The 26,792-nt window shown below is 74.2% G+C and carries 25 protein-coding genes; 17 read left to right on the top strand and 8 right to left on the bottom strand.

The genetic code is table 11. The features are described from left to right. Positions 1 to 10: 10 nt before the first annotated feature. Positions 11 to 1,369 carry an SWF or SNF family helicase gene (locus ACIA79_RS30380; RefSeq protein ID WP_399431604.1) on the bottom strand — a complete coding sequence of 453 codons (1,359 nt, stop codon included), beginning with the start codon at positions 1,367 to 1,369 and terminating at the stop codon, positions 11 to 13. Continuing rightward, complete coding sequence (locus ACIA79_RS30375; RefSeq protein WP_399431603.1) at positions 1,366 to 4,458, bottom strand: SNF2-related protein; 3,093 nt, start codon at positions 4,456 to 4,458, stop codon at positions 1,366 to 1,368. The genes ACIA79_RS30380 and ACIA79_RS30375 overlap by 4 nt, the downstream gene beginning before the upstream one ends. A 597-nt stretch (positions 4,459 to 5,055) precedes the next feature. Between ACIA79_RS30375 and ACIA79_RS30370 the strand changes: the two genes are divergently transcribed. The 3 genes from ACIA79_RS30370 to ACIA79_RS30360 all read left to right on the top strand — a co-directional run bounded on the left by ACIA79_RS30370 (position 5,056) and on the right by ACIA79_RS30360 (position 7,040). Continuing rightward, complete coding sequence (locus ACIA79_RS30370) at positions 5,056 to 6,162, top strand: fatty acid desaturase family protein (protein WP_399431602.1); 1,107 nt, start codon at positions 5,056 to 5,058, stop codon at positions 6,160 to 6,162. Between the two features lie 79 nt (positions 6,163 to 6,241). Beyond that, positions 6,242 to 6,787 (top strand): MOSC domain-containing protein, encoded by a 546-nt coding sequence (locus ACIA79_RS30365; protein WP_399431601.1) that lies wholly within the window; start codon positions 6,242 to 6,244, stop codon positions 6,785 to 6,787. A 28-nt stretch (positions 6,788 to 6,815) separates the two neighbouring features. Further along, a complete protein-coding gene (locus tag ACIA79_RS30360) occupies positions 6,816 to 7,040 on the top strand; it encodes a hypothetical protein (RefSeq protein WP_399431599.1) in 225 nt (74 codons plus the stop codon). Positions 7,041 to 7,044: 4 nt separating this feature from the next. Here the strand turns inward: ACIA79_RS30360 and ACIA79_RS30355 are convergent, their stop codons facing one another. The 3 genes from ACIA79_RS30355 to ACIA79_RS30345 all read right to left on the bottom strand — a co-directional run bounded on the left by ACIA79_RS30355 (position 7,045) and on the right by ACIA79_RS30345 (position 9,576). Continuing rightward, positions 7,045 to 8,070 carry a hypothetical protein gene (locus ACIA79_RS30355; RefSeq protein ID WP_399431598.1) on the bottom strand — a complete coding sequence of 342 codons (1,026 nt, stop codon included), beginning with the start codon at positions 8,068 to 8,070 and terminating at the stop codon, positions 7,045 to 7,047. Between the two features lie 467 nt (positions 8,071 to 8,537). Then, complete coding sequence (locus tag ACIA79_RS30350; RefSeq protein WP_399431647.1) at positions 8,538 to 8,810, bottom strand: hypothetical protein; 273 nt, start codon at positions 8,808 to 8,810, stop codon at positions 8,538 to 8,540. 157 nt (positions 8,811 to 8,967) lie between these two features. Beyond that, complete coding sequence (locus ACIA79_RS30345) at positions 8,968 to 9,576, bottom strand: class I SAM-dependent methyltransferase (protein ID WP_399431597.1); 609 nt, start codon at positions 9,574 to 9,576, stop codon at positions 8,968 to 8,970. Between the two features lie 150 nt (positions 9,577 to 9,726). Between ACIA79_RS30345 and ACIA79_RS30340 the strand changes: the two genes are divergently transcribed. The 7 genes from ACIA79_RS30340 (at position 9,727) to ACIA79_RS30310 (ending at position 16,364) form a co-directional block, all read left to right on the top strand. Continuing rightward, positions 9,727 to 10,641, top strand: a complete 915-nt coding sequence (locus ACIA79_RS30340) for an MHYT domain-containing protein (protein ID WP_399431596.1) — start codon at positions 9,727 to 9,729, stop codon at positions 10,639 to 10,641. A gap of 25 nt (positions 10,642 to 10,666) precedes the next feature. Next, a complete protein-coding gene (locus tag ACIA79_RS30335; RefSeq protein ID WP_399431595.1) occupies positions 10,667 to 13,315 on the top strand; it encodes a nitrate- and nitrite sensing domain-containing protein in 2,649 nt (882 codons plus the stop codon). Further along, on the top strand, positions 13,312 to 13,761 hold the full coding sequence (locus ACIA79_RS30330; protein WP_399431594.1) for a roadblock/LC7 domain-containing protein: 450 nt from the start codon (positions 13,312 to 13,314) through the stop codon (positions 13,759 to 13,761). Before ACIA79_RS30335 ends, ACIA79_RS30330 begins: the two co-directional genes overlap by 4 nt. A gap of 13 nt (positions 13,762 to 13,774) precedes the next feature. Next, on the top strand, positions 13,775 to 14,167 hold the full coding sequence (locus tag ACIA79_RS30325; protein ID WP_399431593.1) for a DUF742 domain-containing protein: 393 nt from the start codon (positions 13,775 to 13,777) through the stop codon (positions 14,165 to 14,167). A gap of 72 nt (positions 14,168 to 14,239) precedes the next feature. Then, positions 14,240 to 14,830, top strand: coding sequence for a GTP-binding protein (locus ACIA79_RS30320; RefSeq protein WP_399431591.1), 591 nt, complete (start codon positions 14,240 to 14,242; stop codon positions 14,828 to 14,830). A gap of 165 nt (positions 14,831 to 14,995) precedes the next feature. Beyond that, positions 14,996 to 15,391, top strand: coding sequence for a roadblock/LC7 domain-containing protein (locus ACIA79_RS30315; RefSeq protein WP_399431590.1), 396 nt, complete (start codon positions 14,996 to 14,998; stop codon positions 15,389 to 15,391). An 85-nt stretch (positions 15,392 to 15,476) separates the two neighbouring features. Then, a complete protein-coding gene (locus ACIA79_RS30310; protein WP_399431589.1) occupies positions 15,477 to 16,364 on the top strand; it encodes a DUF6397 family protein in 888 nt (295 codons plus the stop codon). A gap of 73 nt (positions 16,365 to 16,437) precedes the next feature. On the opposite strand, the gene ACIA79_RS30305 is transcribed toward ACIA79_RS30310, so the two are convergent. After that, a complete protein-coding gene (locus ACIA79_RS30305) occupies positions 16,438 to 17,481 on the bottom strand; it encodes a phosphatidylinositol-specific phospholipase C domain-containing protein (protein ID WP_399431588.1) in 1,044 nt (347 codons plus the stop codon). Positions 17,482 to 18,017: 536 nt separating this feature from the next. Between ACIA79_RS30305 and ACIA79_RS30300 the strand changes: the two genes are divergently transcribed. Beyond that, a complete protein-coding gene (locus tag ACIA79_RS30300) occupies positions 18,018 to 19,574 on the top strand; it encodes an ATP-dependent DNA ligase (protein ID WP_399431587.1) in 1,557 nt (518 codons plus the stop codon). On the opposite strand, the gene ACIA79_RS30295 is transcribed toward ACIA79_RS30300, so the two are convergent. Next, positions 19,550 to 20,170 carry a DUF6328 family protein gene (locus tag ACIA79_RS30295; protein ID WP_399431586.1) on the bottom strand — a complete coding sequence of 207 codons (621 nt, stop codon included), beginning with the start codon at positions 20,168 to 20,170 and terminating at the stop codon, positions 19,550 to 19,552. The two genes, ACIA79_RS30300 and ACIA79_RS30295, sit on opposite strands and share 25 nt — an antisense overlap. 565 nt (positions 20,171 to 20,735) lie before the next feature. On the opposite strand from ACIA79_RS30295, the gene ACIA79_RS30290 reads away from it, so the two are divergent. After that, a complete protein-coding gene (locus tag ACIA79_RS30290; RefSeq protein WP_399431585.1) occupies positions 20,736 to 21,407 on the top strand; it encodes an HAD family hydrolase in 672 nt (223 codons plus the stop codon). A gap of 120 nt (positions 21,408 to 21,527) precedes the next feature. Here ACIA79_RS30290 and ACIA79_RS30285 read toward each other — a convergent pair whose 3' ends face one another. Further along, positions 21,528 to 21,857, bottom strand: a complete 330-nt coding sequence (locus tag ACIA79_RS30285; protein WP_399431584.1) for a plasmid stabilization protein — start codon at positions 21,855 to 21,857, stop codon at positions 21,528 to 21,530. Positions 21,858 to 22,018: 161 nt separating this feature from the next. On the opposite strand from ACIA79_RS30285, the gene ACIA79_RS30280 reads away from it, so the two are divergent. The 5 genes from ACIA79_RS30280 to ACIA79_RS30260 all read left to right on the top strand — a co-directional run bounded on the left by ACIA79_RS30280 (position 22,019) and on the right by ACIA79_RS30260 (position 26,651). Next, a complete protein-coding gene (locus ACIA79_RS30280) occupies positions 22,019 to 22,405 on the top strand; it encodes a hypothetical protein (protein ID WP_399431583.1) in 387 nt (128 codons plus the stop codon). A 205-nt stretch (positions 22,406 to 22,610) separates the two neighbouring features. Next, positions 22,611 to 23,390 carry a polysaccharide deacetylase family protein gene (locus tag ACIA79_RS30275; RefSeq protein WP_399431582.1) on the top strand — a complete coding sequence of 260 codons (780 nt, stop codon included), beginning with the start codon at positions 22,611 to 22,613 and terminating at the stop codon, positions 23,388 to 23,390. A 316-nt stretch (positions 23,391 to 23,706) separates the two neighbouring features. Further along, positions 23,707 to 24,369: a transcriptional regulator gene (locus ACIA79_RS30270; RefSeq protein WP_399431581.1), complete on the top strand. Its 663-nt coding sequence runs from the start codon at positions 23,707 to 23,709 to the stop codon at positions 24,367 to 24,369. Between the two features lie 102 nt (positions 24,370 to 24,471). Then, the gene (locus ACIA79_RS30265; RefSeq protein WP_399431580.1) at positions 24,472 to 24,981 is read left to right on the top strand and encodes an SRPBCC family protein; all 510 of its coding nucleotides are present in this window, start codon (positions 24,472 to 24,474) and stop codon (positions 24,979 to 24,981) included. 11 nt (positions 24,982 to 24,992) lie between these two features. Continuing rightward, a complete protein-coding gene (locus ACIA79_RS30260; RefSeq protein WP_399431579.1) occupies positions 24,993 to 26,651 on the top strand; it encodes a phytoene desaturase family protein in 1,659 nt (552 codons plus the stop codon). The last annotated feature ends 141 nt before the right edge of the window (positions 26,652 to 26,792 follow it).

The following is a 26,792-nucleotide window of genomic DNA, read 5'->3' as shown; positions in this document are numbered from 1 at the left end:
CGCCAGGGCCTCACACCGGACGACCGGACCCGTCCTCCGACGCACCCGTCGGCCCCATCGCCTCCGCGAGGCCCGGTGCCGGATCCCCGGGCGCGTCCGTCGGCCCCATCACCTCGGCCAGGGCCGACGCCGGATCCCCGGCCGGAGGGGCCGCCGGAGCCCACCGGCCGCCCTCCTTGCGCAAGGCCCACCAGCGGCCGTCACGGCCCAGCCGGAGCTGGACACCGGCGCCCGGCACCGTCCAGCGGTCGGGCCCCGACGCCCGCAGCGCGGGCCGCTCGGTCTCGTCCCACGCCTCGGCGAGCAACGCGCGGGCGCGTGCCGCCTGCTCCGGGGCGGGTGTCCACTCCTCCTCCAGCACGGCCAGTGCCGCGGTGCCGCCCAGGCGCCACGCGCGCGTGGCCAGGTCCAGGCCGGCCCGCCGCCGGCCGGTCCCGGCAGCCAGCCGGCCGGTGACCCGGGGATGCCCCTCCGTCCCGGCGGCGAGCCGCACCGCGTCCTGGTCCCGTGTCAGCTCCGGTTCCGCCGGCTGGTGCTCATGGCCGGGTACGAGCGCCTCCGCCAGCATCCGGTGGGCCCGCGCCGCCGCGTCCGCCGCGAGCAGGGCCAGCGCGTCCGGGTCGACACCGGGCGCCGGAGGGGTCTCGGTGTCCAACGCCGGCGGCTCGCCCGGCCGTTCCGGCAGCGGGGGAGGGGCGGGCAGGGGCGGCAGGATGTCCCGCGCGGCGAACGCCTCGTCGGCCCGTACGCCTTCCGGTCCCGTGTCCGCGGGCCGGCCGCCCTCCGTGCGTCCGGCCCGCGCCGCGCTGCGCACCTGGAGCTCGTCCAGCACCCGCCGCTCTCCGCGGCCCCGCATCAGCAGCAGCACGAACGGGTCCTGGTCCAGCAGCCGCGCCACCTGATAGCAGAGCGCAGAGGTGTGCGGACAGTGGTCCCAGGCATCGCACGTGCACTCCGGCTCCAGGTCACCGATCCCCGGCAGCAGTTCGATGCCGGCGGCCGCCGCGTCCTCCACCAGATGCGGCGGCATGTCGCGGTCCAGCAGCGCGGCGATGTGCCCCGCCCGGTCCACCACGAGGTCCAGGAACAGATCCCACTCGGGGTCGGTCAGTTCCTGCAGCAGGATGTCGCTGCGGTGCGCGGTGCCGTCCCGGTCCTTGACGACCGCGGTGATGCGCCCCGGCCGGACCGAGACCGCGCCCACCGCGCCCTCACGCGCGTGACGGCGCCCTCTCTTCAACTGCTGCCCGTCGAGCGCCGTGTCCTCCAGGGCCCGCAGCCACGCCCGGCCCCACCACGTCTCGGCGAAACCGCGGCCGTGGGCGGGCGGCAGCGCCGCGAACGTACGCTCGTCGTCGGTACGGCTCATCGCGCGCTCCCTCGCTCCGTCTTCCGCTGCGTCTCCTGCTGCGCCTCCCGCTGTGCCTTCCGCGGGGCCGGCTCCCGCGTTTCCTGCGGCGCTTGTCGCTGCCTCTCCCGTCCCGGATGGCGTTTTGGACCACCGGCCGGCCCGCGCAACTCCACCAGTGCCGCCAGCTCGGCGTCGGTCAGCTCGGTCAGCGCGCTCTCGCCGGAGCCGAGGACGGCGTCCGCCAGGTCCTGCTTGCGCGCCAGCATGGCGGCGATGCGGTCCTCGATGGTGCCCTCCGCGACCAACCGGTGCACCTGCACGGGCTGGGTCTGCCCGATCCGGTACGCGCGGTCGGTGGCCTGCGCCTCGACGGCCGGGTTCCACCAGCGGTCGTAGTGCACGACATGACCCGCGCGGGTCAGGTTGAGACCGGTGCCCGCGGCCTTCAGCGACAGCAGGAACACCGGTACCTCACCGCCCTGGAACCGTGCCACCATCGCCTCGCGCTCGGCGACCGGGGTACCGCCGTGCAGGAACTGCGTCCGTACGCCGCGTGCCGCCAGATGCCGCTCCAGCAGCCGCGCCATCCGCACGTACTGGGTGAAGACCAGCACGCTCGCCCGCTCCGCGAGGATCGTGTCGAGCAGCTCGTCCAGCAGTTCCAGCTTCCCGGACCGGCCGGCGATCCGCGGATCGTCCTCCTTCAGGTACTGCGCGGGGTGGTTGCAGATCTGCTTGAGCCCGGTCAGGAGCTTGACCACCAGGCCGCGGCGTTCCATGCCGCCCGCCCCGGCGATGGCCGCCAGGGTCTCGCGCACCACCGCCTCGTACAGGCCCGCCTGCTCCGGGGTCAGCGACACGGTGTGGTCGGTCTCCGTCTTGGGCGGCAGCTCGGGCGCGATGCCCGGGTCCGCCTTGCGGCGGCGCAGCAGGAACGGCCGGACGAGGGCGGCCAGCCGCTCGGCGGCGGCGGGGTCGGTGCCCCCCTCGACGGCCTGTGCGTAGCGGCTGCGGAAGGTTCCGAGCCGGCCCAGGAGTCCCGGCGTCGTCCAGTCGAGGATCGCCCACAGCTCGGAGAGGTTGTTCTCCACCGGCGTGCCGGTCAGCGCCACGCGCGCGTGCGCCCCGATGGTCCGCAGCTGCCGGGCGGTCGCCGAGTACGGGTTTTTGACGTGCTGCGCCTCGTCCGTGACGACCATGCCCCAGGTGGTGCCGGCGAGCCGCGCCGCGTCCAGCCGCATCGTGCCGTACGTGGTGAGGACGAACTCGCCCGCCTTCACGGGTTCCAGTTCGCGCGCCGGGCCGTGGAAGCGGCGCACCGGCGTGCCCGGTGCGAACTTCTCGATCTCGCGCTGCCAGTTGCCCATCAGGGACGTCGGGCACACGACGAGGGTCGGGCCGGCGGCCGACGGGTCGGTCTGCCGGTGCAGGTGCAGCGCGATGAGCGTGATGGTCTTGCCGAGGCCCATGTCGTCGGCGAGACAGGCCCCGAGGCCCAGGGAGGTCATGCGGTGCAGCCAGTTGAGACCGCGCAGCTGGTAGTCGCGGAGCGTCGCGGCCAGACCCGCGGGCTGCCCGATCTCCCGCTGCCCGCCGGCTGTCCCCTCCGGATCGGCGAGCCGGTCCCGCAGTGCCCGCAGCCGTCCCGTCGCCTCCACGTCGACCCGGCGGCCGTCGACCTCGGCGCTGCCGGTCAGCACGGCACCGAGCGCGTCGATCGGGGTGACCCCGTGGTCCTGGGCGGTCTGGGCCCGGCGGGCCTCCTCGGGGTCGAGGAGCACCCACCGGTCACGCAGCCGCACGACGGGCCGGCCGGCCTCGGCGAGCCGGTCCAGCTCGGCCCGGGTCAGCGGCTGGTCGCCGATCGCGAACCGCCAGTCGAAGCGGAGCAGGGCGTCGGCGGACAGGAACGACGGCAGACCGCCCTGCCGGGCCGCGTCGCCGGGCGTCTCCTCGTCCGGAAGCCCGATCACCGCCCGGGCGGTCAGCGAACGTGCGAGCTCCCTCGGCCAGTGCACCGGTACGCCGGCCGCCGCCAGCGCCCGTCCCGCCTCGCCGAGCAGCTCGGTGACCTCCTCGTCGGCGAGGGCGACGGCATCGGGGACGGCGGCCGACAGCAGGGGGCCGAGTGCGGGCCAGGCACGCGCGGCCCGGCGCAGCGCCAGCAGCGCGTCCATCCGGGCGCGCGGCCCGAACGACCGGCCCGCGGCCGCCCCCGGCCCGTCCGCCGTACCCGACCAGACATCGGCGGCGTCGGCGACCAGCGCCGGGTCGTCGGCACTGTGCAGCTGCAGCACGGCACGGAAGGCCGGCCGCGCCTCGGCCGCGGGTTCGGGGGAGCCGGACATCGCGTCGCCGGGTGCGTCCAGGCCGGTGACCTCGACGCGCAGGGAGAGCCGTACGCCGGCGTCATGGCCGGCGGCCACGTCCGCCGCCCAGGCCCGCTGCTCCGGCACGTGCTGCGGGGGCTCCGCCGCGAAGGCCGCGCTGTCGGCGGCGAGAGGGGCCGCGGGCGTACGGGGCAGGGTGTCGGCCACAGCGTCCAGGAACGACCGCAGCAGCTGCTCCGGCTGCGGCAGCAGCGCCACGCCGTCCGGCGCGCTGCCGACGGGCACGGCGTGCGCCTGTGGAGGCATGGACGCCGCCAGGGTACGAAGGTGCTCCAGGTCGTCGGGTCCGAGCGGCCCCACCCGCCACGCGTCATGGTCGGTGACGGTCAGACCGGGCAACAGCCTTCCACGCGCCACGAGTTGCAGCGCCATCAGGGCGGCCGCGCCCCAGAACGCCACGGAGGGTGCGGCGCCGGCGTGGAGGCGGGCCCGCGTGAGCACGGGCAGCGCGTCGCGCACGGGCAGCGCCAGCGCCCGTACGGTGCCGGTCACGCCCTCGTCCGTGATGACGGTCAGCTCCTCGGCGGCGCCCGCGGCACCGGCGGCTCCGGGCGAGTCGGCTGACTCCCGCGGGTCGGGGAGATAGAAGGCCACCCGCCCGGCGCGGGGCGGGTCGCCGGGCAGGAAGACCGCGCGCGAGCGCGCGAAGCAGGGGAAGACGGGGGACTTCGGGGCGGCGGGGTTCGGGGCGGGCGTTGCATCGGAGAGCCTGTGCACAGCGCTGACGCATTCCTCAAATTTGACTAGTGCGAGCCGGAGCGGCCGAGGGTACCGGAAGCAGGCGCCGTCATGCGCTCAATTCGGCCGTGATGCAGCTCACTTCACCGAGGTGCGGGCCTGTTGGGGCACGGCACCGATGCCGGGATCGAGTCCGGCTACGCCGGCACGCACGACGCGAGCGTGGTCGGGTTCGCCTTCACCGCGCTGTGCAACCGGATGGTCGAGGACGCCACCGCGCCCCGCCGCGGGAGAGCCGAGGCCGAGCAGGTGCCGCGGCGTTTCACCCGCGGCGGCCCAAGCCCCGCACCGCCGGCCGATCCCGTGCGGAGACGCGATGAAGGCTTCCAGGACCCTCATCGGTGGGGGAGGCCTGCGCCTGCGGAGCGTGGCGCGGCGGGCGACCAGCTCGTCGATGCGTTCGGCGAGCTGCCGCCCGGCATCGACCTGCAGGGGGGTGCAGCCAGCCCTACCTCCCCCCTTGGGAAGCCCCCCGGCTGCCTCCGGGTGGTGGTGCCATGGCGGGGGGTGCGCACTCGCCCGTACGTTGATCAGGTCGGCGTACATCATGCGCACGGACCAACATCCGGAGTCCTCATGCCTCAGCTCATCGCTGCCCTCGACACCCTCACGCCCGCACCGCCGGCCGGTGCTTCCGCTCCCGCACGCGGGATCCGGAGCACCGGCAGTGAGTTCGCGCCCCTGCTGCGCGTCGTGAAGTCCCAGGGGCTGCTGGAGCGCCGCACCGGGTGGTACGCGGTCGGCATCTCCGTCAACCTGCTGGCCCTGGCGGCTGTCGCCGCCGGCCTCGCCCTCTTCGGGCATTCCTGGTGGTCCCTGCTGCTGGCCGTCCCCTTCGCCGTCCTGTCCGCGCGCGCCGGGTTCTTCGCCCACGACGCCGGCCACCACCAGATCAGTGAGGACAAGCGCCGGGACAGGCTCCTGCAACTGCTCCACGCCAACCTGTTGCTCGGCATGAGCCAGGAGTGGTGGAACGACAAGCACAACCGGCACCACGCCAACCCCAACCATGAGGAGAAGGATCCCGATGTCGCCCCGGACGTCCTCGTCTTCTCGCGGCACCAGGCGGAGGGCCGCACCGGCTTCCGGCGCTGGCTCACCCGTCACCAGGCTTGGCTGTTCTTCCCGCTGACCACCCTCGAAGGACTCGCCCTGAAGGTGTACGGGTTCCAGGCGCTGTTCGCCAAGGACGGGCCGCGCCGAGCGCGGCGCGAGCGGCTGACCGAAGGCGGGCTGCTCCTCGCCCACGTGGCGGGCTACCTCACCCTGCTGCTGAGCACCATGCCGTTCGGCCGGGCCGTCGTCTTCGCGCTGATCCACCAGATGCTGCTCGGTCTCCACCTGGGCCTGGCCTTCGCCCCCAACCACAAGGGCATGGAGGTGCCCGACCCGCACGGGGAGCCCTGGGGTCATCTGCGCCGACAGGTGCTCACCTCGCGCAACATCCGGGGCGGCGCCTTCACCGACTGGTTCCTGGGAGGGCTGAACTACCAGGTGGAACACCATCTCTTCCCCAGCATGCCCCGGCCCCACCTGAAGCTCGCCCAGCCCATGGTGCGTGCCCACTGCCGCGCCCTGGGCATCCGTTACACCGAGACCGGGTTCGTCGACTCGTACCGTCAGGCCCTCGGCCACCTCCACGACGTGGGCGAGCCGCTCCGTACCGCCCCGACGGCGCGGTGAGGACACGCCACCGCGGGCCGTGCTCCAGGACCGCTAGGGTGGCAGTTGATCATCCGTTCGACAGAGGGGGTCCCGGGGGATGCGCGGCACGGTCACTGCGGTCAGCAGCAATGGGGAGTACGCGTTCAGCAAGCCCAATCGCCCCGCGATCACGCTGCTGGCCGGTCTCGGGGTGGAAGGGGACGTCCACGCGGGCGTGACGGTGAAGCACCGGTCCCGCGTCGCGCAGGACCCCACCCGGCCGAACCTCCGCCAGGTGCACCTGATCCACGAGGAGCTCTTCGATGACCTGGCCGCGGCCGGCCACACCGTCGCACCCGGTGAGCTCGGGGAGAACATCACCACCCGTGGCATCGACCTGCTCGGCCTGCCGGCCGGCACCCTCCTCCGCATCGGCCGCGGAGCCGTCATCGAGGTGACCGGCCTGCGCAACCCCTGCCTGCAGATCGACGCCTTCCAGAACGGACTGCTGAAGCAGGTCGTCGGGCGTGACGAGAAGACGGGCGACGTCGTCCGCAAGGCCGGGATCATGGGTGTCGTGAGGACCGGGGGAGAGGTCCGCCCCGGAGACCCGGTCGAGGTGGAACTGCCGGACGAGCCGCACCGGCCGCTGCAGCAGGTCTGAGCGGCGCCGACAGGGGTACGCGTGCGTCATGAACGACAAGCGGCACGAAGGACCCGGCGAAGAAGGCCGCAGCGTCCCGAGGGACCTGCCCGACGAGCAGGCGAGCACCGGCTCCGACCACTGGGACGCCGACCTGTCCCGGACGGGCGACGAGGGCCGGGGCGGCACGCCCGCCGGAGAACCCGCCCCCGCGGAGGGTGCGGCGGGTGCCGAGCCCGACGACGATCCGGCCCCCGAGGAGCCCACCGGCTGACCCGTCAGGCGGGCCGCACCGCCATCGCCTCCAGGGCCGTCAGCAGGGCGGGGAGCCGTGCTCCACGCCCCACCGGAAGCACTTCGCCCGGCTGGTCGTCGAGCAGGACGAACGCGATGTCGTCGGTCCGTGCCACCAGTGACCACCCGGGGCCGTCGGCCCTGAGCATGCGTGCTCCGTCGGGTGCGAACCCGGACCGCACCCGGCCGACTGGCGGCGGGGAGTCCAGGTACCGCTGCACCTCCTCCAGCACGCGCCGCACTGCGGTGTCCCCGTATTCCGCGGTTCCCCCGGGTCCGGAGGATACGGAGTCCGCGGAGGCCGGGATGCCTTCCCCGTCGGAGGTCCCCGCGGCAGCGGGACCACCCGACCCGCCGGCCGCACCGGGCCGAGCCGAGGGACCTGGTGTGTCGTCCGCGGCGCCCCCGGTCACCGGGGCCTCGCGGCTGCCGTCCGGAGCCGCGCCGTCATCGTCCGGAGCGCCGGGAGGGGCGAAGTCGTCGTCGAGCCGGCTGCGCCAGGAGGCCCACTGGAGTGCGATCTCGTCCGCGCCCAGCCGCCGCTGGGCGGGGCCCCAGGAGCCGGCGTCCGGCGGGGTCAGCGGGGGCCGGTCGCCCGGGGCGGTCGGGGGATCGTGCGGCGGCGGCAGCTGGGGCGCGGCCACCGAGAGCGCGAGCGGCCAGCCCGGCAGCGCGGCGACCACACTGCGCTCGTCGGGGGAGAGGTCGTACTCCATGCCGCAGTCCCAGGAGGCGATGGCCACGGCCACCAGGGACACGTCGTCCACGACGACCGTCCACCGGGCGCCGTCCCCGTCCTGCCCCAGCACCAGCCCGTAACCGTCGGCGTACGGCTCCAGGCCCAGGGCCTCGCACGCCTCGGGATAGTCGTCCGCGAGCACGCTGGGGAACTGCGCGGGTGTCAGCAGCGCGGCCGTGAGCACGTACAGCGCGTCGTCGTCCGACGGGGCGTCGACCGCGACGTCGTTCCCGACATGACCGGCCTCGCCCGCGTCCTGCGTCCCCTCCATGCCGCCCTCCCCTCGGATCGTTCGTCGGCGCACCTTAACCAGCGGGTAACCCGCGCGTCGAGGGGCTGTCCGACCGTAATGAGGTCGACACCTTCCTGACCGTCCGGCTACGGTCCGTGGCATGTCCAGCACCAGCTCGCACTTCGTGTGCCTGCCCTGCCGTGTCTCCTACAAGAAGACGGCCGGCTACGGCAGACGGCTCAGGGACGTCTGTCCCCGCTGCGGCGGGCAGCTGCTGAGCGCGGGCTCCGCCCTCGCCGTACCTCCGCGCCGCGACAGGGCCGGCTGGCGCGCTCTCGCCGCCGTCCTCACCGCGGGCCTGCGCTTCCGCCAGGACTGCTGCGGCTGCGGTCCCGGCTACCGCCCCCGGACGCCCCGCGAGGTGAGGGACCTGCTGGCGTACGGCGCCCGCACCGGCACCGCACCGGCCCGGGCGCTGGCCCACGGCGACCCGTACGGCGACGACGTCAGGCAGCGGGTAGGCCGAGGAGGCTTCGCGCCACGCTCTGGGGGGACTCGTCCCGCTCGCGGGCGAGGGCGATGACCGCCCGGCAGGCCAGCTCGCTGACCCCGAAGGACAGCGCCTCGGGCGACACCCAGCCCGCCGCTTCGTCGATCCGCTCCTGATCGTCCTCGGCGCACGCCGACACGTAGACCGCCGCCGCCTCGAAGAGGTTGTGCTGCCGTGCGCGGGAACCGTTCCCCTGTTCCGGTGCCGGGGACTTGGGGAGCTTCAATATCGTGCGGAGTCTGCTGTACAACGGACCCACCTTCCCCTCCACCTGGGCTGTCCCTCCAACCTACGGCCCGTCCCGCGGCGGCAGAAGAGGGCCGCACCACGACTCCGGCGCGCGGGACCCGTCTCGGCGCCCCCGTCGCTGTCGTGTCCGGTTCCCGTCAGCCCTGCGCGACCTCACGTACGGCGAGGGCCAGGAAGCGGTCGTCCCGGTCCACGTACGACTCCATCCGCCAGCCGGCGCCGGCCAGCAGCGCCCGCAGGTTCGGCTCGGCCCGCACATCGTCATCGCTGATCCGCCGTCCGTGGCGGGCGGCCAGGGCGGCCCGGCCGATCGGATGGAACAGCGCCAGCACTCCGCCGGGCCGCACGACGCGCGCCAACTCCCGCAGGTTCTTCGCCGGGTGGGGGAGGTGCGAGATGAGCCCCGCCCCGAAGACGGCGTCCAGGGCGCCGTCGCGCACCGGCAGCCTCGTCACGTCGGCCAGGAGCAGTGCGGCGCTGCCGTCGCGCCCGGCCCGCACGGCCGCCGCCAGCATCGCGGGGGTGAGGTCGGCGCCGATGACGGTTCCCTCCGGACCGACGGCCTCGCGCAGCGGCGGCAGCGCACGGCCCGTGCCGCAGCCCGCGTCGAGGACCGCGTCCCCCGGCCGCAGTCCGAGATCCGCGACGGCCGCGGCGTACGCCGGGCCGTCGTCAGGGAACCGCGCGTCCCAGTCCGCCGCCCGGGCGGTGAAGAACTCCTGCACATCCGTGTGGTCGTCGGTCATGCGCACATGATCCCGCACATGCGATCCGGCCGTACGGTGCACATGTTCGAGCGGGGCACGATCGTGCAGAAGCATCTCTCTGTCATATTCCGTCAGCTTTCGAAATGCGCCCCCTAGGTGCGCCCCTGTGAGGTCTAGCGTCCCTGAGCCATGGGACACCTGGACCACGCCACCTTCGGCTGGCTGACCCCCGTGCTGTCGTACGCCATGGCCTGCATCGGAGCGGCCCTCGGCCTGCGCTGCACCGTACGCGCGCTCGACGAGACGGGCCGCTCCCGCCGCAACTGGCTGCTCACCGCCGCCTCCGCGATCGGCACCGGCATCTGGACGATGCACTTCGTCGCCATGCTGGGCTTCGGCGTCACCGGCACCGACGTCCGCTACGACGTGCCGCTGACGCTCCTGAGCCTGCTCGTCGCCATGGCCGTGGTGGGCGCCGGTGTCTTCGCCGTCGGCCGCGGGCACCGGCAGTCCGCGGGGCACGCCGGCCCCGAACACGGCCCCGAACACGGCTCAGGCCCCCGTACCGGTCCGGCGCACGGCCGCGGCAACGGCAACCGCGACCGGCCCGGACAAGGACAGGGCCGCAGGCAGGGACCGGGCCGCGCCGGTGCCCTCCTGCTCGGCGGACTCACCACCGGTCTCGGCGTCGCGAGCATGCACTACCTCGGCATGGCCGCGCTCCGGCTGCACGGCACCGTCCGCTACGACCCGCTCCTCGTCGCGCTCTCCGTCGCCATCGCTGTCGTGGCCGCCACCGCCGCCCTGTGGGCGGCCCTCAACATCACGTCCCCCGTCGCGGTCGCCGCCGCCTCCCTGGTCATGGGCGCCGCCGTCAGCAGCATGCACTACACCGGCATGCTCGCCGTCATGGTCGACGTCGCCCCCTCCGGCGGGCACCTGCCCGGAGCCACGCCGATGCAGTTCATCTTCCCCCTCGCCGTCGGTCTCGGGTCCTACCTCTTCGTCACCGCCGCCTTCGTCGCGCTCTCCCCGACCGCCGGGGAACGCGCCGCCTACGCCTCGGCCGAACGCCGCACCGAACCGGCGACCACCCCTCTTTAGCGCCCGCACCCGGAACGAGGACGCCATGCCCACTCCCCGCACAGCCCCCGGCGGGGCCGCCGTCCCCGAGGTGCCGCCGCCCGGCGCGGCGGCCACCCGCGGACGCCGCGCGCACGCGGGACCACCGGGTTCCGGCGACCCCCGCTCACCGCACACGGCGGCTCGGCGTCCCGCCCGCGACCGGTGGCGCCCGAGGCCCCGGACCGTACGCGCCAGGATCATCTCGCTGCTGATGATGCCCGTCGTCTCCCTGCTCGCCCTGTGGGGCTTCGCCACCGTGACCACCGCGCAGGACGTCACCCGCCTGTACGAGGCCCGGCACGCCGACGAGCGGATACGCGAACCGGTGGCCGCCGCCGCTGCCGCCCTGCAGGCGGAGCGCAGCGCCGCCGTACGCCAGGCGGCCGCGCCCGGCACCGGGCACGCCACCGGACTGCGGCGGCTCGCGCGGCGCACCGACGCCGCCGTCGCGGCCCTCCGCCTGGACGGCCGGCACACCGTGGCGGACACCGGAGACCTGCCGGCCGACGCCGCCGCGCGGGTCCGGCAGTTCGTCGGTCGCGCCGAGGGCCTCACCACCCTGCGGACCGCGCTCATCGACGGGAGAACCGGCGTGGACACCGTCCACACCCGGTACACGGCCGCCATCTCGGCCGCCTTCGACGTCCAGGGCGCTCTCACCGGCATGCCCGACTCCCCGCAGGGCTCCCGGGCACGCGTGCTGCTGGAGCTCGCCCGCGCGGGCGAGATGCTCGCCCGGGAGGACGCCCTCCTCACCTCCGCCCGGCTCACCGGGGAGTTCCCCGCACCCCGGCACCGCGCCTTCACCGGCACCGTGGAAACCCGTCGCACCCTGCTCGTGTCGGCGACCGCCGATCTTCCCTCCCCCCAGCGCGACGGCTGGCACCGGCCCGCGGCACAGCGCCCCCACCGGCAGCTCCTGGCCGCGGAGAACACCGTCGTCGCCGCGCCGCCCGGGCGGAAGGCCGCCGCCGCCGTCCCGGCGGCCGCCTGGGACGAGGCCCACAGCACCGTACGCACCGCCCTGGCCGCCCTCGAGAGCGACGCCCGCCGCACCGCGGCCGACGACACCGACCCGCTCACCGGCGGCATCCTCACCCCGGCCGGAGCGGCCGTCCTCCTGGGCCTGGCGGCGGTCACCGCCTCCCTCGTCATCTCCGTACGCATCGGCCGCGCCCTCGTCGTCGAACTCGTCACCCTCCGCAACACCGCCCTGGAGATCGCCCGGCGCAAACTCCCGCAGGCCATGCACAGGCTGCGCGCCGGGGAAGAACTGGACATCCGGACCGAAGCACCACCCGGGCCGCCCGCGCAGGACGAGATCGGGCAGGTCGGCGAGGCCCTCGGCACGGTCCACCGGGCCGCGCTCGGCGCCGCCGTCGAGCGCGCCGAGCTCGCCGGCGGGATCTCCGGCGTCTTCGTCGACCTCGCCCGCCGCAGCCAGGTCCTCGTCCACCGGCAGCTCACGCTCCTCGACAACATGGAGCGCCGTGTGGACGACCCGGCCCAACTGGGCGACCTGTTCCGGCTGGACCACCTGACCACCCGTATGCGCCGGCACGCGGAGAGCCTCATCATCCTCTCCGGCGCCGCCCCCGGCCGCGCCTGGCGGACACCGGTCCCGCTGACCGACGTCGTACGGGCCGCCGTCTCCGAGATCGAGGACTACGCGCGCGTGGAGGTACGCCACCTGCCCGAAACGGCGGTCAACGGAATCGCGGTGGCCGACCTCACCCACCTCCTCGCCGAACTCATCGAGAACGCCACTCAGTTCTCCCCGCCCCACACCAAGGTCCGCGTCACCGGCGAACCCGTCGGCAACGGGTACGCCCTGGAGATCGAGGACCGCGGCCTGGGCATGGGCAGGGAGGCGCTGGCCGAAGCCAACCACCGCATCGAGCAGTCCGAGGCGCTCGACCTGTTCGACAGCGACCGCCTCGGCCTGTTCGTCGTCAGCAGGCTCTCCGCACGCCATGACATCCAGGTCCGCCTGCGCCCCTCGCCGTACGGAGGCACCACGGCCGTCGTCCTGCTCCCCACCGACCTGCTGCAGAGCGCGCTCCCGGCCGCCCCCGGCGGCCGCGACGCCACCGTGCCCGCGCCGCCCCCCGCCGCGCACCGCCGGCCGTCCCGGGTCCCCGTACCGACACCTGCCGGCGCCGCACCGGCCGGCCGACACCCGAGCGCGTCACCGCCGGCCCCCGTCACCGCCCTGCCGCTTCCGGGCCACCCGCCGCGCCCGCCGGACCCGGCCCGGATCGGCGGGCACGGCGACCCGGCGGTGGACGGGCCCGGTGACCGCGGCGGTGAACAGCAGGCCCGCGGTCACGCGTACCGCGGCCGCAGCGGCGAACACGACGTCAGCAGCCGCGCCGCTCACGGCGCGTCCGATGCGCGCGACGACGTGGTGGACGACCGCAGTGGGCTTCCGCGCCGCGTACGGCAGGCCAGCCTGGCACCGCAGTTGCGTGAGGCGCCGCCACCCCGGGGCGAACAGGCACCGGTCATCAGGGGCAGCGACCCCACCCGCAGCACCGGCCGCACCGGCACCCCGCTCACCACACGAACACCCGAACAGGCCAGGGACCGCATGACCGCCTATCGCGACGGCTGGGCCCGCGGCGGTGCCGCCGGCGAAGGAGACCGACGATGATCGAGCACCAGAGGATCGCCGCCCATCACCCCGCCCACCACCCCGCCCGGGAACTGGACTGGCTGCTGGACGACCTGACCACCCGTGTCAGGGAGGTGCGCCACACGGTCGTGCTCTCCGGCGACGGCCTGGCCGTGGGGGCCTCCAGCGCGCTGTCCCGCGAGGACGCGGAGCACCTGGCCGCCGTGGCGTCCGGGTTCCACAGCCTCGCCAAGGGCGCCGGCCGCCAGTTCCACGCCGGTGACGTACGCCAGACCATGGTGGAGATGGACGAGGGCTTCCTGTTCGTCGCCGCCGCCGGGGAGGGGTCGTGCCTGGCCGTCCTCAGCACGGCCGACGCGGACATCGGCCTCATCGCCTACGAGATGGCCCGGCTCGTCAAACGGGTGGGCGAGCACCTGCGCACCCCGCGCCGCGTCAATGCCACCCCGCCGGCCACCGGATGACGGGCGGCGCACCATGACCGAGCCGGGCAGCCACTGGTACGACGCCGACGCGGGGCCGCTCGTCCGCCCGTACGCCATGACCGGCGGCCGTACGAAACCGGGCCCCAGCAACGTACGCTTCGACCTCATCGCGCTCGTGGTCGTCGACGACGATCCGCCCACCGAAGGGTCCGGCGCAGCGCTCCTCGGACCGGAGCACCGGGCCCTGCTCACCCTCTGCTGCGCCGAGACGCAGTCCGTGGCCGAACTCGCCGCCGACGCCGACCTGCCGGTCGGAGTCGTCCGGGTCCTGCTGGGCGACCTCCTCGAAGCCGGGTACGTCATTGTCAGCCGGCCCGTACCGCCCGCGCAGCTTCCCGACGAGCGGATCCTCAGGGAGGTCATCGACGGCCTCCGGGCTCTCTGAAGCTGCTGACTCTCTCCCCTCACCAGTCATCCTCCGACCGTCCCATCGGCGCCCTCCCGAGAGAAGTGACGCATGGCCTCCGAGTGCTCCGACACCACCGCCCTGGCCCTGAAGATCCTGGTCGCCGGCGGCTTCGGCGTCGGCAAGACCACCCTGGTGGGCGCGGTCAGCGAAATCCGCCCCCTGCGTACCGAGGAACAGCTCAGCGAAGCGGGCGCGGCCGTCGACGACACCACCGGGGTCGACCGGAAGACCACGACGACCGTCGCCATGGACTTCGGCCGCATCACCATCCGCTCCGGGCTGTCCCTCTACCTGTTCGGGACGCCCGGGCAGGACCGCTTCTGGTTCCTGTGGGACGAACTGTCCCAGGGGGCCCTCGGGGCCGTGGTCCTGGCGGACACCCGCCGCCTGGAGGACTGCTTCCCGGCCGTCGACTACTTCGAGCACCGCCGGATCCCGTTCGTCGTCGCCGTCAACTGCTTCGCCGGAGCCCGTACGTACGGTGCGCACGACGTCCTGCGCGCACTGGACCTCGACCGGGGTACGCCCGTCGTGCTGTGCGACGCGCGCGACCGCGACTCGGGGAAGGAGGTCCTCATCCGGCTCGTCGAGTACGCCGGCCGGGTCCACACCGCCCGCCTGCTCGACTCGGTGTCCTGACCACCGGCCACCCGGCGCGATCCCTTTCGCCGTCGACATCGAGGCGCTGCCGCCGCACACGACGTGACGGTGAAGCTCCGGAGCGCTCTTGCCCTGCCCACGTCAGTACGAAAGGCTTAAGGAGAAACGGGGCAACGGGGAACGCGGGAAACGGGGAGGACCGGAATGGCTCTGGACAAAGGACTCGACTGGCTTCTGGACGATCTGACCAAACGGGTCGCCTACATACGGCACGCCCTCGTGCTGTCGAACGACGGGCTGGTGACCGGTGCCAGCAGCGGGCTCGCCCGGGAGGACGCCGAGCATCTGGCGGCGGTCTCCTCCGGCCTGCACAGCCTGGCGCGCGGATCCGGACGCCACTTCGGTGTGGGCAGCGCCCGGCAGACGATGGTGGAGTTCGACGAGGCGATGCTGTTCGTCACCGCCGCCGGCGAAGGCAGCTGCCTCTGCGTGCTGAGCGCGGCCGAAGCCGATGTGGGGCAGGTCGCCTACGAGATGACCCTGCTGGTCAACCGTGTCGGCGAACACCTCGCCGTGGCTGCCCGGCGACCCGGCGGCTGAGTTTTCCACAGGCCTGACACGCTGGTCCTCCTCCGCGTTACCTTCGTGACACAGAGTGACGCTCGACTCACGGGGGAGGACCCGCATGACGGTCACCGACACCACGGCACGCACGGTCGCATTCGCACGCGCGGCACAGGAACTCGCGCTCGAACGCAGCGAGTTCGACCTCGCGGTCCAGCTCGGACATGTGCGCACCGTGCCCGGAACCACGGGAAGCGACGGCGCAGCCGGGCGGCCCCGGGTCGCCCGCGCGGAGCTCGACCGGCTGCGCGCGGCGCCCGACTTCCCGGACGGCCTGCGCGACCGTGTCCGCACGGTCGGCACGGCCGAGGCCGCCCGGCTCGTCTCCATCACCACCGACCGCTTCACCAGACTCGCCCGGACCGGCCACTTCACCCCGGTCAGGTTCTACCTCAACCGCTACCGGGCGGTCGTCTGGCTCTACCTCGCCGGTGAGGTGCGCGAGTTCGCCGAACGGCACCCGCAGCTCCTCACCGGCAGACTGCCGGGCGCGCTGCGCGCCAAGCTCGACGCGGGCGACGACGCGCGCCCCCGCAACTGGCGGGCCCGCCGGCTCGGCCTGCTGCTGCGCGGCACGGACGATCCCTGGTCGGGGGCGGCGGCCATCGCCTCGCTGCTCGATCCGCTCCAGGTCGCCGAGGTGGTCGACGACCCGTACGAGCGCGCCCACCTCGACCGGCTCCGCCCCGAACCGCCGCACGCCCGCTCGGAGTCGGCGTCCTTGCGTGAGACCACCGAGCGCCTGCTCCGGGCCGACGAGCCCGACGAGATCCTGTGGCACCGCCTCGGCCTGGCCCTGGCCCTCGACGAAGCCCGTGCGCTCCGGCCGGCTCCCCGCCCGGACGGCGGTGTCGCCCGCAGCCGGCCACCGGCCCGCCCCGCCCGCGGGCGCGCCGGCCTGCTCGGCCGCCTCCTGTTGCGCCGCCGCACCTCGGTACGGACCGGTTGAGGCGGCGGGCACGCCGCAGGCAGGGAGGGAGGTACGCGGGGAGACACGCCGGCAAGCACGCAGGCCGCACTGGCTAGGCGCCCCGCGGCAGCACCGAACCCAGCACGGCGGGCAGGGGGTACCAGTCCGACGACACGACGCTGGCGTGCCGCCCGGCCAGCAGGGCCACCCGCTCCCGTGCCTGCGCCTCGGTCGGACGCACGCCGTCGATCGCGGGTGCCACGCCGTGCGCGTCGGTCATGACGACCAGGTAGTGCCGCTCGTCGTACCACCCGGTGTCGATGGAGCCGCCGGCGTAGGCGGAGGCGTCACCGTCGAAGACGACGAACCAGGGCCGGAGTCCCGCGTCCGCGTACCGGCTGCGCGGGTCCCCGGCCTGAGCGCCGTTCACGGCGGGGAACGCCGACGCCTCGCGCAGACGCCCGGCCGCGGCCAGGTGGCGCAGGTGCTGCGCGTACTCGCGATCGGTCCACAGCGTGTCGAGGGGGTTGTCCTTCTCCACGGTCCCCGGGATCAGCTGGACGATGAACTTCCCGGCCATCGCCGAGCGCGCCGGCCAGCCGTCCAGCCGCGCAGCGGTGTCCAGATCGGGGCGGGCGCCGGCCAGGTCGGCGGGACGGAACAGCGCGTCGCCCAGCCGCGCCGTCAGCAGCTCGTCCAGGGCGGCCGGGCCCCGGCCGTACTTGCCCTGGAAGCCGTCCTTCAGCTCGAGTTTCAGCATGACCGGCCGGTGTCCCGGGTTGGCGTCGTGCCAGGCCCTGATGTCGGCGAGGCACCCGCCCAGATCCTGGTTCCTCGGCTTGGTGCGCAGCTCACCGGCGTTCGCCGCGTTCACGCAGTTGTTGTCGTTGCCGATCGGGTTGCTGTGCGAGACCCGCCAGGATCTGCCGAAGGCGTTCGTCCACACATCGATCTCGAGCATGCCCGCGCCCGAGTCCAACCCATCGGCGAAGTAGGGGAACTTGGCTTTCTCGTAGGCGTTGTGCACCCCGACCGACGTCGAGCCCGAGTAGGCCAGCCCGCCCGGGTCGGCCGCTCGCGCGTCGACGGGGGCGAGGCCGATGGCCAAGGCCATGACGGCCATCCCGGCCATGGCCGTACGTGCAAGCGTCCTCATAGCCCCTGCCCCCATCCGTCGACCAAGCGTCGACCCGGTTCGTCCGTCGAAGTCGACCGCAGAGTAGGGGAGTTGAGTGAAGGAGGGGAGACCTGGGACTGTCCGTCGTCACAACATTTCGCCGTGGGGTCCGTGGAGGCGGCGCTTCCGCGGCTGCACCTTCGCCCCGTTCTCCGCTCCCGCCAGCGGGCCGGGCGGCTCGGGCCCTCGCGGGCCGGAGGAGGTCCGCCGACGGTTATGCGGGGAGCCCGCGTTTCCGGGCGGGCCGCCGACGCGCGGGCGCCCCCCGGGACGGGCGCGCCCAGGAAGGCCCCCCTCGGGGCAGGCACCCTCAGAAGCGGAAGCACCCTCGACAGGCCCCCTCGGAAACAGGCGCGTCGGGCCGGGCCCCCCTTGGGGCAGGCACCCCCAAAGAACAAGCCCCCGGGCCCTCGCCCCGCAGGCCGGGGCGCCGCTCGGCGCAGTCCCCCACGGGAGAGACCTGCCGGGCGGGGCCCGGGCGTGCGGGACGGGCGGCGGGCGTGCACCATGGGCGCATGCTGCTGGCCCGTCTCGCGGAGGTCTCCGGCCAGGTCGCCGCCACCTCCGCGCGCTCGCGCAAGATCGCCGCGTTGGCGGACCTCTTCGCCGCGACCCCGCCCGACGAGGCCCCGCTGGTCATCGCCTACCTCGCGGGCCGCCTCCCGCAGGGCCGGATCGGCGTCGGCTGGAGCACCCTCGAGGAATCCGTGCCGTCCGCCGCGGAAGCCACCCTGACGGTGGCCGACACGGATGCCGCGCTGACCGCCCTCGCCCAGGTCGCCGGCCCGGGCGCCCAGGCGGAACGCCAACGGCTGGTGCGCGAGCTGATGGCCGCCGCGACCCCGCCCGAGCAGCAGTTCCTGCTGCGGCTGCTCACCGGTGAGGTCCGGCAGGGAGCGCTGGACGCGGTGGCCCTCGAAGGAGTCGCGGCGGCGACCGCGGCGCCCGCCGCCGACGTACGTCGTGCCGTGATGCTCGAAGGGTCGCTGCCCCGCGTCGCCCAGGCCCTGCTCGCCGAGGGCCCCGCGGCCCTGGAGCGGTTCCGTCTGCGCGTCGGCACCCCGGTGCACCCCATGCTGGCGCACAGCGCGAAGAGCGTGGCTGAGGCGATCGCCGCCCTCGGCCCCTGCGTGGTCGAGGAGAAGCTGGACGGCATCCGTGTCCAGGTGCACCGCTCCGGGGGCGACGTCCGGGTCTACACCCGGTCCCTCGACGACATCACCGACCGGCTCCCCGAGGTGTCGGCGGTGGCCCGTTCCTTGGACGGCGACCGGTTCGTCCTCGACGGCGAGGTGATCGCGCTCGATGCGGCCGGCCGCCCGGCCCCCTTCCAGGACATCGCCTCACGTGTCGGGTCCCGCGTCGACGTGGCCACCGCGGCGGCCGCCTTGCCCGTGTCCCCCGTCTTCTTCGATGTGCTCGCGGCGGACGGCGCCGTCCTGCTGGACCTGCCGGGCCGGGAGCGGCACGCCGAGCTGGCTCGCCTGGTCCCGGAACCCATGCGCGTGCGCCGTACCGTCGTCGAGGACCCGTCCGAGCCGGCCCGGACCGACGCCGCGGAGGCGTTCTTCGCCGACACCCTCCGCCGCGGTCACGAGGGTGTGCTGGTCAAGGCCCTCGACGCGCCGTACAGCGCGGGCCGGCGGGGCCGCTCGTGGCTGAAGGTGAAGCCGGTCCACACCCTCGACCTCGTCGTCCTCGCCGCCGAATGGGGCCACGGACGCCGCACCGGTCTGCTGTCCAACCTCCATCTGGGGGCCCGTGCCGCGGACGGCTCGTTCGTCATGCTGGGCAAGACCTTCAAGGGCCTCACCGACGTGATGCTGCGCTGGCAGACGGAACGGCTGCGCGAACTGGCCGTCGAGGACGACGGTTTCGCCGTACGGGTCCGACCGGAGCTCGTCGTCGAGATCGCGTACGACGGCCTCCAGCGCTCGCCCCGCTATCCGGCGGGCATCACGCTGAGGTTCGCGCGGGTCGTGCGCCACCGTCCCGACAAGCGGGCCGCGGAAGCGGACACCGTCGAGCGGGTCCTGGCGTCAGGGCCTCAGGGGGCGTCCCGGGACGTGTAGCGGTGCCTGACCCACAGCGGCAGCACGTACCAGCAGATCAGGTACCACGTCACCACCCCGGCGACCAGCCATGGCACGTAGGAGTCGTGCGTGGCGACCCGCAGCACCAGGAACAGCGCCGAGACCAGAGTCGCCAGGAGCAGCAGCAGCCCGATGAAGGTGAGGCGCGATGCCCAGACGACCGTCTGCGGCTTGATCCGCCGCCCGGACACCAGCCGGTGGAACGAGACGGGTCCTATCAGCGCCCCCGTCGCGCACGACCCGAGGGCCACCGTCGTGATGTAGATCGCCTTGTTCGTGGACGTCAGGTCCGCGTACCGCGGCGTGAAGACGACCGTGAGGAGGAAGCCGAACAGGATCTGCACGCCCGTTTGGGCCACCCGTATCTCCTGGACCAGCTCCGACCATCTGCGGTCGGCACGTTCCTCCGCGGTCTCGTTCCGCCCCCGCTCCGCCGGGGAGGCCTGCCCGCTCGCGTCGCCGTGCTCGCTTGTGTCGTGCCGGGTCGCGCCGTGCTCGCCCGCGCCGCCACCACCCGTGCCGCGACCGCCCGTGCCGCGCCCCTCGTCCGCTCCGTGTCCGTCGTGCCCAGCCATGGCTACCTCCCACGGTCCGTCCCGCCGCCCGGCACTTCCCTTGTAACCCCGTGGGGCCCCCTCAACCAAGGCGGTACGACAGCCGGAGGAACTCTCCGGGTGTCGCGCCGCCGGAACGTGACCGGCAGGCCCGCCGCCCCCATGCTCGTACGGACCTTCCGGGCAGCCCCCGGAGAGCAGGCGCCGACCGGGAGGAGCAGCGCCGTATGCGTGCCACCCCGCACACCACGCCGCAGTCCCCGCCCCCGCCCGCGCGTGGCACCGGCACCGGGACCGCGCCCGGGGCCGGAGCCCACGCCCGGGTCGGCGACCGGGCGGCGTGCCCGACGAGGCCGGCGGGACCCACCAGGCCGACCGGGCCCGGTGGACCCAGGCGCCCCACCCCGCCCACCGGCCCCCCGGTCGCACCCTCCGGTTCACCGGAGCCGGAGTGTTCCGTACGACCGGCCGGGCCGGGCCGCTCGCGTTCCGTGGCCGTTCCGGGGTGTACGCACGCCGTCGCGGGTCATCAGGACCGTCGGGTCCGACAGGGACCACAAGTGCGACCGGAACGGAGTGAAGCGAGATGACGACCCGGGCTGCGGTCTTCGACGTGGACGGCACCCTTGCCGACACCAACCACCTGCACGTCACCGCGTGGTGGGAGGCGTTCCGGCAGGCCGGCCACGACGTCCCGATGCACGCCATCCACCGCTCCATCGGGCTCGGCAGCCACGATCTGATCGCCCGCCTCCTCGGCGAGGACCGGGACAAGGATCAGGACGACGCGCTCAGCAACGCCCACAGGACTCTCTACGGCACGTACTTCGACCGGCTGCCCGCCTTTCGCGACGCCGGGCGCCTGCTGAGGACCCTGGCGGCCGGCGGCTGGACGGTCGTCCTGGCCACCTCCGCCGGGGGAGGGGAACTGTCGGCCTTGCGCAGGGCCATCGAGGCGGACGACGCGATCAGCGCCACCGCGAGCGCGGACGACGTCGCCCGGGGGAAACCGGCTCCCGAGCCGGTGCGCCAGGCCCTGGAGCTGGCGGGAGCGCGCGCCGAGGACTCGGTCTTCGTGGGTGACACGGTCTGGGACATGCAGGCCGGTACGCGGGCGGGTGTCACATGCGTGGGGCTGCTCTGCGGCGGCATCCCCCGCGCCGACCTGACGGAGGCGGGGGCCGCCGTGATCCACGACGACCCCGCCGACCTGTTGGCGCACCTGGACGACGGCCCCCTGCGCGGCAGTTCCTCGTGACGAACGGGGCGTGCGAAGTGTCTACGGGATCCGCATCGTCCGAGGGATCCGGGGCGTCCGAGAGATCCGGGGCGTCCGAGAGATCCGGAGCGTCCGCGGAACCCGGAGTGTCCGGGGAGGTCACTTGCGGAGCTCGCGCTGGAGCTGCTCCTTGTTCATGTTCGACCGGCCCTGGACGCCCTTGCGCTTGGCTTCCTCGTACAGCTGCTCGTACGTGGGGCCCTTGGGTCCGCCCCCGGAGCCCGAGCGCTGGCCGCCCCGCTTCGAGGACGACATGTCCTGCTTGGAGGTCTTGCTCGCGGTCCTGGACTCGCCGGAGCGTGCCCGCTCCTTGTTCACGGTGCGCGCGGCGATCTCCTCGGCCCGTTTCTCGCTCGTGCCGCGCTTCTTGGCGCTCTCCTTGATGTGCTCGTACTGCCGTTCACGCTTCGGGCTGGATCCTGCGGGCATTGCTCCTCCTCACGGTCCCCCGTTGCCTGTCCTCACCCTCGTACCAGGGGCACCCCTCCGCAAACGCGCCGCCCCCGATCGTGATTGGACCTCCGGAGGCGAGGTATGCGTGGCTGTACGACGCTGAACGGGTACCCCCACGGACCAAGGAGTGGAGCGACGTGGAGAAGAAGGCAACAGACAACCACCCCTCGGACTGTGACGTCACCGTCCAGCTCAGCGACTGCGGCCGCGAGGACGCGCAAATCGTCTTCGACACTCTCGACCACGTCTTCGTGGGCTGTGACCTGCCTGCCTCCGGGCCGGAGCAGCGCCATGACCACGAGCCGACGGTCTGGATGGCGACGTTCGACAGCTCCGCACGCTCGGGCGGGGACCTGCCCGGCCCGCCGCGGCTGACGACGCCCGTCGCCGCGGTGCTGACGGGCGACCACCATGCCGTCGAGGAGGTCGAGAAGGAGCTCGGCCGCCTCTTCGAGGTGCGGACGTCGGAGTCGGTCCCCGGCGAGCACGAGAGGGAGCTGCGCCTCCTGCTGGCCCCGCGCTGAGCCGGCCCCCGGCGGGCCCTGACCCGCCGACCCTCCCCACGAGGGCGGTCCCGATGAACCGGGGCCGCCCTCTTCCCTGTCCCTGAGTCGGACAGTGCCGCGCGGCCCCCCGGACCGGCGCCGTACACCCCGCTATGCACCCGGTGTATACACCCTGTGTAGAGTACCGGCCGGTAAGCGACGTGTACGAGAAAGAGGGAAAGCCATGCCCTTCGGGAAGAAGCCCGCCCCGCGCACCGGACGCCGCTCCGTGGGCGTCACCGCCGCCTCCTTCCTGGCGGCGGCGTCGCTGGTCCTGTCGCTGGCCGGCTGCTCCGTCGACACGGTGGCGCCCGCCGGAGCACGGGACGAGGCCAAGGGGGAGGCGGGGCCCGTCGACTGCCGCCGGGCCAAGTGCATAGCCCTGACGTTCGACGCCGGTCCCGGCAAGGACACGCCCCGGCTGCTCGACATCCTCAAGGAGGAGGGGGTCCCGGCGACCTTCTTCCTGCTCGGCAAGAACCACGTGGTGCGCCACCCCGACGTCGTACGGCGCATCGCCGCCGAGGGCCACGAAGTGGCCAACCACACCTGGACCCACCAGGTGCTCACCGACATCGAGCCCGAGGAGATACGCCAGGAGCTCTCCCGTACGCAGGACGCCATAGCGAAGATCACCGGCCGCAAGCCCACGCTGATGCGCCCGCCGCAGGGCCGTACCGACGACACGGTCTCGGAGATCAGCCGTGAGCTCGGCCTGGCGCAGGTGCTGTGGAGCGTCACCGCCAAGGACTACTCCACGACCGACTCCGACCTCATCCGCCAGCGGACCCTCGACGGCGCGGACAAGGACGGCATCATCCTGCTGCACGACATCTACGACGGCACCGTCCCTGCCGTGCCGGGCATCATCGAGGAGCTGAAGAAGCGGGGCTTCACGTTCGTCACCGTTCCCCAGCTGCTGGCCCCGGCCAAGGCCGAGCCCGGTACCGTCTACCGCCCCTGAACGGCCCCACGCTGCTCCCGCGCCCCACGCACCTCTTGCGACGGAGTCGCCTCCTGCGACTGCCCCGCCTCCCTGGCCTCCCTCGCCTCGTGAGCCCTGCGGCGCTGTGCCGGAGGAGCCCGCGCCGTGCGACGCTGGCACCGGCGGGATGCGGCAACGGGCGCGGGCCCGGCCCGGAGCTCCTCCGGCCGGGCGGGCAGCCCGCGCGAGCCGGGCGCGTACGGACCGCCCGAGCCGCGCCGCCCGGTCGGTCGGCGCGGTGCCGAGCCGACCGCGTCGCGCCGAGCCCGACCGAGCCGAAGGAGCGCACGTGGCCATGACCGAGCAGCAGGCCCGGGACGTCCTGGACACCATCGCCGAAGCGCTCGCCCCGCAGCCGGACGCCAACCGCTTCGTGCCGGCCGTCGCCGCCGGCACCGCCGTGCGGGCCGTGATCGGGACACTCGCCCTGGAACAGCGCCACATCGTCGCCGCCGACCGCCGCTCCTTCCTGCACCTGGCGCAGCGCGCCGCCGGGCAGCCCCGGTGCGCCGAGTTCTTCGAGACCCTGGCGGAGGGGGAGACCCTCGCCCTGGAGCGCCTCGGCGCGCTGCTGACCGGCTGCGGACTCGACGAGGTGGCGGCCCGGGCGTACGAACCGCAGGCGGGCTGCCAGGCCTACCCGGCGTACGTCGCGTGGCTCGCCCTCAACGGCGAACCGGCCGACGTCGTCCTGGCCCTGTCCGCGAACTTCGCCGCCTGGGGCGGTTACTGCGCCACCATCGCCGAGGCACTGCGTACGCGATACGGCTTCACCGACGAGGCGTGCGGCTTCTTCGACTTCTTCGCCCTGCCCGCCCCGGCTCTGCGCGCCCAGGCGCTCGCGGCCGTACAGGAGGGCGGCGGCCGGATCTCCCTCCCGGCCGCTCACGGCTACGGCCGGCTGCTCCAGACGTACGAGCTGATGTTCTGGGACACGCTCGCCGTCGCCGCCCGGTGACCCCGACCCGACCCGGCCCGACCCGACAGGGACCTCCGCGTTCATGGACGGGAAAGGCGGGTACCCGCCGCTCGTTCCGTCCGTCGGACGCCGGGAGGCACCATGGCTGTGCGGCACCAGTTGATCAGAAGGCCGCCCGAGGCGGTGTGGGCCGTCCTCGCGGACGGTTCCCGCTACGCCGACTGGGTGGTGGGCACCGATTCGTCCCGCCCCAAGGACGACGGCTGGCCGGACGTCGGTTCCGCCATCGCCTACACCGTGCGCGTCGGCCCGTACTCCGCCGAGGGTGACACCGTCGTCCGCCTCTGCGAGCCCCTCCGCCGACTGGAGCTCGAAGCCCGCAGCGGCGCCCTCGGGACCGCGCGGATCGCCATCGAGCTCCGGCCCTGGGGCGACGAAACGCTCCTGATCATGGACGAGCACCCGCTGCGCGGACCCGGCGGCCTCCTGCACAACGCGCTGCTCGACGCCCTGCTGCAGCTGCGCCACCGCGCCATGCTCGGCCGCCTCGCCGACCTGGTCGAGAACGAGACCGCGCCGGGCGGGGAAGCCTCCGGCCGGCCCTCTGCCGGCGGTCAGGGCACCGCCACCCCCGCCCCCGGCACGCCCTGACGGAGACGCCGATGTCCCGCACACCGTCCCCGTACCCCGCGGGACTGGAGACGAAGGCACCCGACGCGGTCGTCATCGGCGCGGGCCCCAACGGGCTCGTCGCCGCCAATGTCCTGGCCGACGCCGGCTGGAACGTCGAGGTCCTCGAAGCCAACGAGGAGCCCGGCGGCGCGGTCCGCAGCGACCGGGGCGTCCACGAGGACTACGTCAGCGACACGTTCAGCGCCTTCTACCCGCTGGCCGTGGCCTCGCCCGTCCTCTCCCGCCTGAACCTCCACGAGGAGGGACTGCGCTGGAGCCACGCGCCCAGTGTCCTGGCCCATCCGCTCACCGACGGCCGCTGCGCCGTCCTGGCGCGCGACCGCGCGGCCACGGCGGCCGGACTGGAACACTTCGCCCCCGGCGACGGCCTGGCCTGGGACAACCTGTGTGCCATCTGGGACGGGATCGGCGAGGACGTCCTGCGCGCCCTGCTCACCCCGTTCCCGCCCGTGCGCGCGGCGGCGCGCCTGTTCGCCCGGTTGCGCACCGCCGGGGGCCTGCGGCTGGCCCGCACTCTGCTGCTGCCCGTGCGCAGGCTCGGCGAGGAGGAGTTCCTCGGCGACGGCGGCCGGCTGCTGCTGGCCGGCAACGCCCTCCACACCGACCTGGCACCCGAGGCGGCCGGCAGCGGCGGGTTCGGCTGGCTGATGTCCATGCTGGGCCAGACCGTCGGGTACCCCGTGCCGACCGGCGGTGCCGGGGCCCTCACCACCGCACTCGTACGACGTCTGGAGCGGCGCGGCGGCGTGGTGCGCTGCGGGGAGCGGGTGACCGACGTGGTCGTCCGCGCCGGTCGCGCCGTGGCCGTCCGCACCGCGTCCGGCGAGACGGTCCCGGCGGGCCGCGCGGTGCTCGCCGACGTGGCCGTACCCGCGTTGTACGGCGATCTCGTCGCCCCCGAGCACCTGCCCCCGCGCCTGCTGGACGACCTGCGCCGGTTCCAGTGGGACTGGGCCACCTTCAAGATCGACTGGGCCCTGTCGGGGCCCGTGCCGTGGACGGCCGAACAGGCCGCCACCGCGGGCACCGTGCACCTGGCCGACGGCATGGACGAGCTCACCCGCTTCGCGGCCCAGCTGGCCATGCAGCACGTGCCCGACCGGCCCTTTCTCCTCTTCGGCCAGATGACCACCGCCGACCCGTCCCGGTCGCCCTCCGGTACCGAGTCCGCCTGGGCCTACACCCATGTTCCGCACCGCGTGCGCGGCGACGCCGGTGACGGCGGGATCACGGGCACGTGGGACCTGCGCGAGCAGGAGGCGATGGCCGACCGTATCGAGGCGCAGCTCGAACGGTTCGCCCCCGGGTTCCGCGACCGCGTGCTCGCCCGGCGCGTCCTCGCCCCGCCCACCCTCGAATCCCTGGACGCCAACCTGCGCGACGGCGCCATCAACGGCGGCACCACCGCCGTCCACCAGCAGTTGTTCTTCCGCCCGGTCCCCGGCACCGGCCGCCCCGAGACACCTGTCGAAGGCTTGTACCTGGCCTCCTCGGGCGCGCACCCGGGCGGCGGCGTGCACGGCGCCCCTGGCGCGAACGCCGCGCGCGCCGCCCTGCGCAGCACGCGCCCGGTACACCGTGCGCTGTCCCGCGCCCAGAGCGCCCTGGCGACCCGGGGCCGCCGCTGACGCTGGGAGGGATCAGCCTGCCGGGGGCGGTGTCGGCGCATGCCGGACGGTGAGGCCCTGTGCCGCGGCCCGCGGGCGCCCGCCCGCGCGCTCGCTCACGACGTCGGCCGGAGCCCCGACGGGCGGCTGGTGCGGAACCAA

Source organism: Streptomyces sp. NPDC051310 (assembly GCF_044455245.1).
Taxonomy (GTDB): domain Bacteria; phylum Actinomycetota; class Actinomycetes; order Streptomycetales; family Streptomycetaceae; genus Streptomyces.
The sequence above is the reverse complement of the archived record's forward strand: the minus strand, read 5'-3'. Positions and strand labels throughout refer to the sequence as shown.